The organism is Tsukamurella hominis (assembly GCF_965137015.1).
GTDB classification, from domain to species: Bacteria; Actinomycetota; Actinomycetes; order Mycobacteriales; family Mycobacteriaceae; genus Tsukamurella; species Tsukamurella hominis.
In genome coordinates, this window is record NZ_CBCRZG010000006.1 from 215799 (window position 1) to 227649 (window position 11851).

General features: G+C 74.6%; 14 protein-coding genes and 1 riboswitch. Of the genes, 7 read left to right on the plus strand and 7 right to left on the minus strand.

What is annotated here, in order from left to right; genetic code table 11:
* Nucleotides 1-2: 2 nt before the first annotated feature.
* Both ACM9LD_RS11080 and ACM9LD_RS11085 read left to right on the plus strand, forming a co-directional pair.
* The gene (locus ACM9LD_RS11080; protein WP_415676708.1) at nt 3-242 is read left to right on the plus strand and encodes a MoaD/ThiS family protein; all 240 of its coding nucleotides are present in this window, start codon (nt 3-5) and stop codon (nt 240-242) included.
* Between the two features lie 151 nt (nt 243-393).
* Nucleotides 394-555, plus strand: a riboswitch (cyclic di-AMP (ydaO/yuaA leader).
* A gap of 10 nt (nt 556-565) precedes the next feature.
* A complete protein-coding gene (locus ACM9LD_RS11085) occupies nt 566-1228 on the plus strand; it encodes a transglycosylase family protein (protein WP_415676709.1) in 663 nt (220 codons plus the stop codon).
* Nucleotides 1229-2436: 1208 nt separating this feature from the next.
* Here ACM9LD_RS11085 and ACM9LD_RS11090 read toward each other — a convergent pair.
* Genes ACM9LD_RS11090 through ACM9LD_RS11105 form a run of 4 tightly spaced genes read right to left on the minus strand, consistent with a single transcriptional unit; the run spans nt 2437 to nt 4033 of the window.
* Entirely contained in the window at nt 2437-2877 is a 441-nt protein-coding gene (locus ACM9LD_RS11090) for a molybdenum cofactor biosynthesis protein MoaE (RefSeq protein ID WP_415676710.1), read from the minus strand.
* A complete protein-coding gene (locus ACM9LD_RS11095) occupies nt 2870-3370 on the minus strand; it encodes a MogA/MoaB family molybdenum cofactor biosynthesis protein (protein ID WP_068524110.1) in 501 nt (166 codons plus the stop codon). The genes ACM9LD_RS11090 and ACM9LD_RS11095 overlap by 8 nt, the downstream gene beginning before the upstream one ends.
* Entirely contained in the window at nt 3363-3797 is a 435-nt protein-coding gene (moaC, locus tag ACM9LD_RS11100) for a cyclic pyranopterin monophosphate synthase MoaC (RefSeq protein ID WP_336669936.1), read from the minus strand. The genes ACM9LD_RS11095 and moaC overlap by 8 nt, the downstream gene beginning before the upstream one ends.
* A gap of 41 nt (nt 3798-3838) precedes the next feature.
* Nucleotides 3839-4033 (minus strand): hypothetical protein, encoded by a 195-nt coding sequence (locus ACM9LD_RS11105; RefSeq protein ID WP_224646928.1) that lies wholly within the window; start codon nt 4031-4033, stop codon nt 3839-3841.
* A gap of 39 nt (nt 4034-4072) precedes the next feature.
* Here ACM9LD_RS11105 and ACM9LD_RS11110 point away from each other — a divergent pair, with 39 nt between their 5' ends.
* On the plus strand, nt 4073-6250 hold the full coding sequence (locus tag ACM9LD_RS11110) for a helicase-associated domain-containing protein (protein WP_415676711.1): 2178 nt from the start codon (nt 4073-4075) through the stop codon (nt 6248-6250).
* Between the two features lies 1 nt (nt 6251).
* Here the strand turns inward: ACM9LD_RS11110 and ACM9LD_RS11115 are convergent, their stop codons facing one another.
* Both ACM9LD_RS11115 and ACM9LD_RS11120 read right to left on the minus strand, forming a co-directional pair.
* The gene (locus tag ACM9LD_RS11115; RefSeq protein WP_415676712.1) at nt 6252-7463 is read right to left on the minus strand and encodes an RNA polymerase sigma factor; all 1212 of its coding nucleotides are present in this window, start codon (nt 7461-7463) and stop codon (nt 6252-6254) included.
* On the minus strand, nt 7460-7822 hold the full coding sequence (locus ACM9LD_RS11120) for a YciI family protein (protein WP_013125490.1): 363 nt from the start codon (nt 7820-7822) through the stop codon (nt 7460-7462). Before ACM9LD_RS11120 ends, ACM9LD_RS11115 begins: the two co-directional genes overlap by 4 nt.
* A gap of 187 nt (nt 7823-8009) precedes the next feature.
* Here ACM9LD_RS11120 and ACM9LD_RS11125 point away from each other — a divergent pair, with 187 nt between their 5' ends.
* Genes ACM9LD_RS11125 through ACM9LD_RS11140 form a run of 4 tightly spaced genes read left to right on the plus strand, consistent with a single transcriptional unit; the run spans nt 8010 to nt 11409 of the window.
* Complete coding sequence (locus ACM9LD_RS11125; protein ID WP_415676713.1) at nt 8010-8426, plus strand: DUF6069 family protein; 417 nt, start codon at nt 8010-8012, stop codon at nt 8424-8426.
* Between the two features lie 35 nt (nt 8427-8461).
* Nucleotides 8462-9043: a TetR/AcrR family transcriptional regulator gene (locus ACM9LD_RS11130; RefSeq protein WP_415676714.1), complete on the plus strand. Its 582-nt coding sequence runs from the start codon at nt 8462-8464 to the stop codon at nt 9041-9043.
* Nucleotides 9040-9741 (plus strand): YqeB family protein, encoded by a 702-nt coding sequence (locus tag ACM9LD_RS11135; protein ID WP_415676715.1) that lies wholly within the window; start codon nt 9040-9042, stop codon nt 9739-9741. The genes ACM9LD_RS11130 and ACM9LD_RS11135 overlap by 4 nt, the downstream gene beginning before the upstream one ends.
* Nucleotides 9742-11409, plus strand: coding sequence for a DNA repair helicase XPB (locus ACM9LD_RS11140; protein WP_415676716.1), 1668 nt, complete (start codon nt 9742-9744; stop codon nt 11407-11409).
* A gap of 1 nt (nt 11410) precedes the next feature.
* Here the strand turns inward: ACM9LD_RS11140 and ACM9LD_RS11145 are convergent.
* The coding region (locus tag ACM9LD_RS11145) for an HNH endonuclease (RefSeq protein WP_415676717.1) at nt 11411-11851 on the minus strand (441 nt) is incomplete at its 5' end.

An 11851-nucleotide genomic window follows, 5' to 3' on the forward strand; every position in this document is an offset into this window, starting at 1 on the left:
GGGTGCTGATCCGTTACTTCGCCGCCGCGCGCGCCGCGGCCGGCGTGCCGGAGGAGACGGTCCCGGTGCCCGACGGTGCCACGGTCGCCGACGTCGCCGACCTCCTCGCCGCGCGCCACCCCGACCTCGGCCGGGTGCTCACGCGCTGCAGCTTCCTGCTCGACGAGGTGGCGGTGCGCGACGTCGCGGCGCCCGCGGCCGGCGCGATGCTCGACGTGCTGCCGCCCTTCGCCGGCGGCTGACCCATACCCGTACGACGAGTGACATCAGTCACACATCGCAAAATCACGGTCCGGTAACGGTTGGGCCACGGGGCGGGTTCTGTTACCGTCGCTGAGGGCCGCAGCAGCAGCCACCCGATCGTTCGCAGCGCAGAGCTTCGTCCAGTGTCCGATTCGGGAAGTGCACCACGATCTACACCTGGACGAAGGCGGAGGAACCATCCGCGGCCGCGAGGCCGCAGGGCACACGCCCTAGGGGTCAAGCCGGGCAACCGGCCGAGCAGCCTCTCGCTCGAACCCGACAGCTAACTTCGCACGCGCGTAGAGAGGAAAGACTTCACACGATGACCGGTCGTCACCGCAAGCAGTCCACCACCAGCCTGAGCGCCGCCAAGGTCGCCGCCGCCGGCGCGATGCTGGGTGGCGCGGGTCTCGCGCTCGCCGCCCCCGCCGCGAACGCCGCCCCCGATTCCCAGTGGGACCAGGTCGCCGCGTGCGAGTCCGGCGGCAACTGGGCCATCAACACGGGCAACGGCTACCACGGTGGCCTGCAGTTCAGCCCGTCCACGTGGGCCTCCTACGGCGGCACGCAGTACGCCCCCACCGCCAACCAGGCCAGCCGCGCGCAGCAGATCGCGATCGCCGAGAAGGTCCTCGCCGGCCAGGGCAAGGGCGCATGGCCCTCCTGCGGCACCGGCCTCGGCTCGCCGACCCCGCGCACCGTCTCCCCGACGGACACCGGCACCACCAAGCCGGTCACGAAGCCCGTCAGCAAGCCCGCCGCCAAGCCGGCTACGAAGCCCGTGGCCAAGCCGGTTGCGAAGCCCGTCGCCAAGCCGGCGGCGAAGCCCGCCGCCAAGCCCGTCGCGCAGGCCGTCGCGCAGGCCGGTCAGTCGGTCAACTCGCAGTACATCAACCAGGTCATCTCGCAGGCCCAGAGCGGCGGCCAGCAGGTCGACCCCGCCGTGCTCGCCATGCTGCAGCAGGCCGCGGCCAAGGGCTACTGAGCCCCACTGCACCACGCACGTCCCGAGAGGGGCCGTTGGCATCACGCCGACGGCCCCTCTCGGCGTTTCCGGCACCGAGACCGGCCCCCGCGCGACGACACTCCGGCGATCACGGCGAGATAACGTTTTGCATTCGCACACGACCTGCTAAGTTCACTCCCGTCGTATTCGCGACTGCAAAGTCTGCAGGAAAGAGAGTTCCGATGATCGCTCGCCACCGCTCCTCGCGCGCCGCTGGCAGGATCGCCGCAGTCAGCGCCCTGATCGCCGCCGCTGGCCTCGTCATCGCCGGGCCGGCCGGAGCGGTCCCCGGCTGCCCCTGCAACCCCGTGGTCCCCGTCCCGGCCCCGGNCGCGCCCGCGAAGCCCGNGGCCGCCAAGCCCGGGCCCGCGAGGCCGGCAGCCGCGAGGCCCGCGGGTGTGTCGGGTGGCAACGGTGCCGTGAACGTCCCGGGCGTCGGCGCGGTGGCGGTCCCCGNCCTCGGTGNCGTCGGCGCCCGCTCGGGCGCCGTCGCGCCCGGCGGCCGCACGGGCGGCGCGGCCATNCCCGCCGGCATCGNCGTGCCTGCCGGCATCGCCGTGCCCGCCGGCATCGGCGGCGCGACAGTCCCCGCCGCCACGGGCGCCACCCGCGCCGCCGGCACCGGCGCCGCGGCCGTTCCCGCGGGCACCGGCGCTGCGAACGTCCCCACGGGTCGCGTGGGCGGCGTCCCCGTCCCCACCGGCATCGGTAGCGCGGCCGTCCCCGCCGGCATCGGTGGCGCAGCGATCCCGGTCGTCGGCGGCACGGCCATCCCGGCCGGCATCGGCGGCGCGGCCATCCCCGCCGGCATCGGCGGCGCAGCGGTCCCCGTCGTCGGCGGCACGGGCTTCCCGATCGCCACGGCGAACGGCATCGGCAGCACCGGCGGCGTCACCACGAACGGCGCGGGCGCGCGCGGCATCGGCAGCGCGGCGGGCGTCGGCACGAACGGCATCGGCGCGCAGGGCCTGACGGCCTCGGTCGGCATCCCCGGCATCGTCGTCCCGGGCTCCGGCGTCACGCCGGTCCGCCCCGTCGTCCCCGCGACGCACCGGCGGTAGCCCGCCGGTCGCCCCGGGCGCCTCGGCGCCCCCCTGATCACCCGAGCTCGTGCGGCCCCACAAAGGTCAGCGCGGGCCCGGATCCGGTGACCACGTAACGAGAACCGGCACTGAGTGGGTCGGCGGCTACGCGCTGCCGACCCACTCGTCTGTTCCGTCCCGGAACAGCTGGTGCTTCCACACGGGGAGCGCCTCCTTGACCGCGTCGACGATCCGCGCGCAGGTCGCGAAGGCCGCCGCGCGGTGATCGGCCGAGACCGCGACGACGAGCGCCGCGTCGCCGATCGCCAGCGGGCCCACGCGATGCGAGACCGCGACCGCCCGCACGCCCTCGGCGGCGTCCGCCTCGCGCTGCACGACCTCCGCGATGACGCGCTCCGCGGTGGGGTGCGCCGAGTACTCCAGGCCCGTCACGCCGCGGCCACCGTCGTGATCGCGCACGGCCCCGATGAAGCCGACGACAGCGCCCGCCTCGGGCCGCGTCACGGCCGCCTCGTGCGCGGCCAAGTCGATCGGCTCCTCGGTCACCCGGGCGAAGACGACCTCCGCCGCGGGCTTCTCAGCCATGGTCGCCGCCGCGGATCTGGTCGAGCGCGTGAACGAGCACGCCGTCGAGCACGGCGAGGCCGTCGCGGACCCCGCCCGACGAGCCCGGCAGATTCACCACGAGCGACGAGCCCGCGACGCCCGCGAGCCCGCGACTGAGCACCGTCGTCGGCACATCCGGCAGGCCCGACGTGCGGATCGCGTTGGCGAGGCCCGGGATCTCGAACGTGAGCGCCCCGCGCGTCTCCTCGGGGGTGCGGTCGGAGGGCGTGAGTCCCGTACCGCCGGTGGTGAGCACGACGGCGTCGCCGCGGCGGACGGCGGAGCGGATCGCGGCGCCCACCTCCTCGCCATCGGGCACGACGACGGGCCCGTAGACCTCGAAGCCGCGCTCGCCGAGCCATGCCGCGATGGCGGGCCCGGTGGTGTCCTCGCGCTCGCCGAGGGCGGCACGGGTGGAGGCGACCACGACGGTGGCGCAGCGGTCGCGGGACGGGCGGAGCGGTTCAGTCATCTGATCTCTCCCAGTGGCCGGTCTTGCCGCCGTCCTTGGTGAGCACGCGGACGTCCGTCATGACGGCGGCGGGGTCGAGGGCCTTGACCATGTCGTGCAGGGTCAGCCCGGCCACCGCGACGGCCGTGAGCGCCTCCATCTCGACGCCCGTCCGGCCGGTGCAGCGCACGGTGGCGGTGACGGCGATCTCCGCACCCGACGGCTCCAGGTCGACGGTCACGCCGGAGATCGGCAGCGGGTGGCACAGCGGGATCAGGTCGGCCGTGCGCTTGACCGCCATGATGCCCGCGATGCGGGCGGTGGCGAGCACGTCGCCCTTGGGGACCGCACCGTCGGCGATCGCCGCGACGACGGCCTCGGTGGTACGGAAGGTCCCTGCCGCGACCGCCGTGCGGGCGGTGACGGCCTTGCCGGACACGTCGACCATGCGGGCGGCCCCCGCATCGTCGACGTGTGTCAGCTTGTCGGTCAGCGGTTGATCCGGGTCGACGGGTGCACGTACGGGATGTGCTGCTGGGGGAACTCCAGCTCGCCGAACGGCGACATCGCGCCGACCACCGGGGCGGCCAGCTCGTTCACGGCGTGCTCGGCGTGGCCGTCGGCGGCCTGCGGCCAGCCGTTGTCGACGTAGCCGGGCTTCTTCGCATTCGAGGTCTCAGACACGCCGCTATTCTGACATGCCCCGGTGTCTAGGCTGTATCGGTGAGCAGTAATACGTCGTCGACGGGGCCCGCGGCGTGGCTGCGCGAGCGCACCGACGCCGAGATCGCGGCGCTGCTCGACGCCCGGCGCGACGTCGCGACGCCCGTCCCCGCCGGTTTCGCCGTGCTGGCGAGCCGCCTGAACAGCCCGTCGTCGCTGGGCCGCGTCGCCGAGCGCCTCACCCTCCCCGACCTGGCCGTCCTCGAGCTGCTCCTCGCCGAGCCGCTCGACGCCGACGCCCTCGCCCGCCGACTCCGCGGCCGCGCGCTGAAGAAGCAGGTGCTCGCGTCGGCGGACAAGCTGCGCGGCCTGGCGCTGGCCTGGGGCGACGACGTCCTGCACACCACGGCCGCCGCCCGCGAGGCGCTGCCGTGGCGCTCGACCCAGCTCACGACGCCGCCGGACCTCGACGCCATCGACGCCGCCCTGGCCGCCGCGGGCCCCGACGAGCGCGCCCTGCTGGACCGCCTGGCCGAGGGCTCTCCGCTGGGCCGCACCGCCGCGGCGGGCCCCGGCACCTCCCCCGACCATCCGGTGCAGCGCATGCTCGCCTCCGGCCTGCTCGCCCGCGTCGACCACCAGACCGTCGAGCTGCCGTGGGAGGTCCGCGCCCGGCTGCGGGGCGAGCTCCCCCTCGGCGCCTCGCTCAAGCCGCCCGTGCTCGACGGTCCGCCCGTGCCCGGCGCCGACGGGGCCGGCGCGGTCGCGGCGCTGGAGTTGCTGCGGCACGCCGACGACGTGCTCGACGTGCTGGGCGCGGTCCCGGCGCAGCGGGTGAAGGCCGGCGGGATCGGCATCCGCGAGCTGCGCCGCGTCGCGAAGGCCGCGGGCCTCGCGGAGGACCGCGCCGCTCTCCTCCTGGAGCTCCTCGCCGCGGCCGCGCTCATCGCGGAGGGCGAGCTCGACGGCGAGGAGGATTCGGTGTTCGCCCCGACCGTCGCCGTCGACGAGTGGCTGCGCGCCGCGCCCGCCGACCGCTGGGCCCTGCTCGCCCGGACCTGGTTGGAGCTGCGCCGGCAGCCCGCGCTGATCGGCACCCGCGGCGAGGAGGGCATCGTCGGGCCGCTGCACCGGGCGGCGCGCAGCACCGTCGCCCCGCAGGACCGCGCGGCCGTGCTCGAGGCCCTGGCCCTCGCCCCGCCCGGTGCCGCGCCCGCGGCGCCCGACCTGCACGCCGCCCTCCGGTTCGCGCACCCGTCCTGGTACCGCCGGCTCACGCTGGACGCGGTCGCCGCCATCGTCGCGCAGGCGCAGATCGTGGGCCTGGTCGCCGGCGGGGCCCTCACCTCCGCCGGCCGCGCGGCCCGCACCACCGACCCCGCGCAGGCCATGGCCGCGGCGCTGCCCAAGCCCGTCGAGGAGTTCCTGCTCCAGGCCGACCTGACGCTGACCATCCCCGGGCCCACGACGCACGACTTCGCGGCGGCGGTCGCGCTGGTCGCGGACCTCGAATCGGCGGGCGGCGCCGCCGTGTACCGCGTGACGGACGCCTCGGTGCGCCGCGCGCTCGACGCCGGCCGCACGTCCGCGGAGGTGCACGCCTTCTTCGTCGCGCACTCGGTGACGCCCGTGCCGCAGGGCCTGACGTACCTGGTCGACGACGTCGCGCGGCGGCACGGCGCCCTGCGCGCGGGCGTCGCGGGCTCGTTCCTGCGCTCCGACGATCCGGCGCTCGTCGCCGCGGTGCTCGCCTCCCCCGCGGCGGAGGCGCTCGCGCTGCGGGCCGTGGCGCCGACGGTGCTCATCGCCCAGGTCCCGCTGTCGGATCTGGTCGCGGGGCTCGCGGCCGCCGGTTTCAACGCCGCGGCCGAGGACTCGCGGGGCGTCGTCGTCGACCTGCGGCCCGCCGCGATCCGCCTGCCGTCGCCGCGCCCACGTCCCCCGGCCGCGCAGCCCACGCTCGATCAGCTGGCCGACGCGGCGGTGCAGATCCGCCGGCAGGACGCCCCGTCGGACGACGGTCCCCGCACGTCGGGCCCGGAGCTGATGGCGTTGCTCCAGTCGGCGGCGGGCGAGGGCACGCCGGTGCGGCTGGGCTACGTGGACGCGAACGGGGTGTTCACGCGGCACGTCGTGGTCCCCGAGTCGGTGCGGCACGGGCAGCTCGCCGCGCTCGACGGTGACGCGACCCGCCGGTTCGCCCTGCACCGCGTGACCACCGCGGAGCCGGTGGAGTAGGTCAGACCAGCTCGCCGCGCTTGCGGGTGAGGTAGGCGCGCTCGGCGGTGTTGCCGGTGGCCGCGATCGCCGCGGCGTAGGCGTCCTTGGCCTCGGTGGTGCGCCCGAGCTTGCGCAGCAGGTGCGCGCGGGTGGCGTGCCAGGGGTGGTAGCCGTCCAGCGGGAGCGGATCGACCAGCGCCAGCGCGACCTCGGGCCCGTCGAGCTCGGCGACGGCGATCGCGCGGTTGAGTCGCACGATCGGGGATGCGTCGATCATCAGCAGCTGGTCGTACAGCGCCACGACCTGCGCGTAGTCGACGGTGTCGGCGCTCGGGGCGTCGGTGTGCACGGCGCCGATCGCGGCGAGGATCTGGTACCTGCCGGGCCGGTTGATCGCGAGGCACTCGCGGACCAGACCGTGCCCCTCGGCGATGGCGGCGCGGTCCCAGCCGGCGCGGTCCTGCTCGTCGAGCGGCACGAGCTGCCCGCCGCGGACCCGCGCCGCGCGGCGGGCCTCGGTGAGCAGCATCAGCGCGAGCAGGCCGGTGACCTCGGGGTCGTCGGGTAGCAACGCCCGCATCAGCCGGGCGAGCCGGATCGCCTCCCCGGTCAGCTCCGCGCGGATCGGCTCGCCCTCGCCGGTGGCGAGGTAGCCCTCGTTGAAGACGAGGAACAGCACCGTCAGCACCCCGTCCGTGCGGTCGGGCAGGTCGGCGGCGGCCGGCACGCGGTACGGGATGCGGGCGGCGGCGATCTTCTTCTTGGCGCGGGTGATGCGCTGGCCCATCGTGGTCTCGGGCACGAGGAAGGCGCGCGCGATCTCCGGCACCGTCAGGCCGCCGAGCAGGCGCAGGGTGAGGGCGACCCGCGCCTCGGGGGCGAGCGCGGGGTGGCAGCACGTGAAGATCAGCCGCAGCCGGTCGTCCTCGACCGCGCCGGTGGGTTCGGGGTCGGAGTCGTCGTGGATCATCTCGGCCGCCCTGTGTTTGGCGTCGCGCCGGCTCTCGCGCCGGATCCGGTCGATCGCGCTGTTGCCCGCGGTGGTGGTGAGCCAGGCGCCGGGGTTCGGCGGGATGCCGGACTCGGGCCACCTCTCGGCGGCGGCGAGGATCGCCTCGCCCGCTGCCTCCTCGGCGATCGTGATGTCGCCGAAGCGGCGGACGAGCGAGGCGATGACCCGGCCGTACTCCTCGCGGAAGACCCGGTCGAGCGCGGTGCCGGCGTCGGTCACGCCAGCCCGTCGAAGGCGCGGACCTCAACGGTGCCGCCGCAGGCCTTGGAGCCCTCGGCGGCGAGCCGCAGCGCGACGTCGAGGTCGGGGGCGTCGATCACCCAGAAGCCGCCGATGAGCTCCTTCGACTCGAGGTACGGGCCGTCGGTGATGATCGGCTTATCGCCGCGGCCGTCGACGACGGTGGCGGTGGTCGCCTCGGCGAGCCCGCCCGCGAACACCCAGTAGCCGTCGGCCTTGAGCTGCTCGTTGAAGGCGTCGGTCCGCGCGAAGGCCTCCTCCATCGCCTCCTTGGTGCCGTAGTCGCCGAAGTCGCCGCGCTCGACGGGGCCGTGCACGGAGAGCAGGTAGTGCGTCATGGTCGTTCCTCTCGATCGAGGGGGCCCGGTGGCCGCCCTTCACCCTCACTACGAACGCAGGCGTACCGATACGACACCACCCCCGGAAATTCTTCGCAGCGCCGATGTCGAAATCCGTCGGCCCCGTTCGTGGAAGGGGTAGGACGCGCCCACCCCGGGCACCGTCACCACCGCTGAGGAGCACGCCATGAGCACCACCGCCACCACCACCGCGCCCGTCCGCACCGACCGCCTGCCCGTGTGGAAGCACGGCATCGGCGCCGCCGTCGTCGCGTCGGTCGCCACGACCGCGATCGCCGCGGTCGCGTCCGCCGCCGGCGTCACCTTCGCCGGGCCCGACGGTTCCTCCATCCCCCTGCTCGGGTTCGCGCAGCTCACGATGATCTTCTCGCTGATCGCCACGGGCATCGCCGCGGTGCTCGCGCGCCGTGCGCGGCACCCGCGGTCGACGTTCGTCCGCACCTGCGTCGTGCTGCTCGTCCTGTCGGTCGTGCCGGACGTGACCTTCGGCTTCGACGCCGCGTCGGCCGCGGTGCTGATCCTCACGCACGTGGTCGCGGCCGCGATCGTGGTGCCGGTGCTCGCCCGCCGGCTCAGCGATTAATTGACTGACTGCTCAGTTATAGATAACCTCGGGGCATGGCCCGCACCGTCGACCCCGCGCTCACCGCCCGCCGCCGCGCCGCCATCCTGGACGCGGCGGCCGCGGAGTTCTCCGCCGCCGGCTTCGAGCGCGCCCGCGCCGCGGACATCGCGACCCGCGCCGGGGTCAGCTCCGGCACCGTCTTCTACTACTTCACCGACAAGGCCGGCCTGTTCCGCGCGCTCTTCGACGCCGACGTCGAGCGCAACACCGCACTGCGCGACCGGGCCCTCGCCGAACCCGACCCGCGCGCGGGCGTCGCGCTCGTGGTCGACGCGCTGGCCGAATCCGCCGTGGACCCCGTCGCGCCGGGTCTCGTCGCCGAGGTCATCCGCCGCGTCCCCGCCGACCCCGCGCTGGCCGAGATCGTCGTCGCCGCGGACGGCCTGGTCCGGGGTGCGCTCGCCGAAATCATCGCGCGGGGCCAGGCCGACGGTGCCTTCGACGCCGCCCTCGACCCCGCCCACGCCGCCGCCTTCCTCGTCTCGATGACCGACGGCGCGCACCTCGCGGACGGCGACGTCCGGCCCGACGTGCGCCGCGCCGCCCTCGCCTACCTGCGAACGGAGAACGCATGACCACCACCGCCGCCCCCACCACGACGGTCGGGGTCTCCCGCGCGCTGCAGCTCGCGACGGTCTCCGCCACCACTGCCCTCGGCGCCGTCCTCGGCCTGATCGTCCGCGGCCTCGTCGGCTGGCTCGAGCGCACCCTCGACGGCTCCCCCGGGCCGCTCCGCGTCGCCGCGCAGCTGCCGGTGGGCGTGGCCGCCGGGATCCTCACCGTCGTGGGCCTGGTCGGCGGCATCATCCTGGTCGCGGCGTGGCAGCACGAGGTCGCGGCGCTGAACGTCGCCGACGATCACGTGGAGCTCGCCGCGGGCGGGCACCGCCGGTGGATGGCGCGCGACGAGATCGGCGAGGCGTTCCTTGGGCGGGGCGCGGAGCTGACGTTCCTGGACCGACGGGGCCGCCTCCTCGCCGCCGCCGGCACCGACGGGGTGCCCAAGGCCGGGATGGCGCGGGCGCTCACCGACGCGGGCTATCCGTGGCGCGGCGACGCGGATCCGTACGAGGCCGAGTACACGCGCTTCGTCGACGGCCGCGACGAGGCCTCGCCCGAGGTGAGAGCGCTGCTCCGCGAGCGCGCGGTGGCCCGGGCCGAGAAGCGGGCGCCCACCGCCCGCGACCTGCGGCTGCGCCTCGGCGAGGCCGGCGTCGTGGTCCGCGACAACGGCGACGAGCAGGAGTTCCGCCCGGCGCGGCACAATGGATAGATGACCGACGGACCCCTCATCGTCCAGTCCGACAAGACCCTCCTGCTGGAGGTCGACCACGAGCTGGCGGGCGCCGCGCGCGCCGCGATCGCGCCCTTCGCCGAGCTCGAGCGCGCACCGGAGCACGTGCACACCTACCGCGTGACCCCGCTGGCGCTGTGGAACGCGCGCGCCGCGGGGCACGACGCGGAGCAGGTGGTGGACGCTCTCGTCAGCTTCTCCCGCTACCCGGTGCCGCAGCCGCTGCTGGTCGACGTGGTCGACACGATGAGCCGGTACGGCCGGCTGCAGCTGGTGAAGAGCCCGGTGCACGGCCTCACCCTGGTGTCGCTGGACCGGGCGGTGCTGGAGGAGGTGCTGCGGCACAAGAAGATCGCCCCGATGGTCGGCGCCCGCATCGACGACGACACCGTCGTGGTGCACCCGTCGGAGCGCGGCCATCTCAAGCAGCTGCTGCTCAAGGTGGGCTGGCCAGCCGAGGATCTCGCCGGCTACGTGGACGGAGAGTCGCACCCCATCGCGCTCGACACCGAGACCGACCCGTGGGAGCTGCGCGACTACCAGAAGGTCGCGGCGGACTCGTTCTGGCTGGGCGGTTCCGGCGTCGTCGTGCTGCCCTGCGGCGCGGGCAAGACGATGGTCGGCGCCGCCGCGATGGCGCGGGCGCAGGCCACGACGCTGATCCTGGTGACCAACACCGTCGCGGGGCGGCAGTGGAAGCGGGAACTCCTGGCGCGCACGTCGCTCACCGAGGAGGAGATCGGCGAGTACTCGGGTGAGAAGAAGGAGATCCGCCCGGTCACCATCGCCACCTACCAGGTGCTCACGCGGAAGTCGAAGGGCGAGTACAAGAACCTCGACCTGTTCGACTCGCGCGACTGGGGCCTGATGATCTACGACGAGGTGCACCTGCTCCCCGCGCCCGTCTTCCGGATGACCGCCGACCTGCAGTCGCGCCGGCGGCTCGGCCTCACCGCGACCCTGGTGCGCGAGGACGGCCGCGAGGGCGACGTCTTCTCGCTCATCGGGCCGAAGCGCTACGACGCGCCGTGGAAGGACATCGAGGCGCAGGGGTGGATCGCGCCCGCCGACTGCGTGGAGGTGCGGGTCACGCTCACCGAGAACCAGCGCATGCAGTACGCGACCGCCGAGCCGGACGAGCGGTACCAGTTGGCCTCTACCGCCCACACGAAGATCGCCGTGGTGAAATCGATCCTGGAGCGGCACAAGGGCGCACCGACGCTCGTGATCGGCGCCTACCTGGATCAGCTGGAGGAGCTGGGCCGCGAGCTCGACGCCCCCGTGATCACCGGATCGGTGAAGAACAAGGAGCGTGAGGCGCTGTTCGACCGGTTCCGCGCGGGCGAGATCTCCACCCTGGTGGTGAGCAAGGTCGCGAACTTCTCCATCGACCTGCCGGAGGCCTCCGTCGCAGTGCAGGTCTCAGGCACCTTCGGCTCGCGACAGGAGGAGGCGCAGCGCCTCGGCCGGCTCCTGCGCCCCAAGCACGACGGCGGCACGGCGCACTTCTACTCCGTCGTCTCCCGGGACACCCTCGACGCCGACTACGCCGCGCACCGCCAGCGCTTCCTCGCGGAGCAGGGCTACGCCTACCGCATCGTCGACGCCGACGACATCCTCGGCCCCGCCATCGGCGAGGCCGGCTGACTCACGCCGCCTGTTCCGGTGCCGTGGACCGGTGGTGGTGTCCGCTCGGTGTTCGGGTGTCGACGGTGTGCCGTCCGCTCGCGTCCGGCACCACCCGGCTGCTCCAGCCTGTGGCTTCCTTGGCGTAGTTGCACGCGGCGCACAGCCCCTGACCGTTCGCGAAGCCGGTAGGGCCACCGGCCGCATGCGGAACGACGTGGTCGGTGTGCGCGATGGGTGCGTCGCAGTACGGGGTCCGGCAGTACCGGTCCCTGGCGCGGATCATCTCCGCCAGCCCATCAGGAAAACAGCGGGCCCGGGAGTCCATACCGACGACCGCACCCGACTCGGGCGCGATGTACAGCCGCTTGACCCAGGCGACGCCGGCGGCGGTGGCCCGGCCGATGAGGTTGCGGGCGATCTCCGCCGGCACCGTCCCACCACCGTCCAGGTGCGCCGTCCC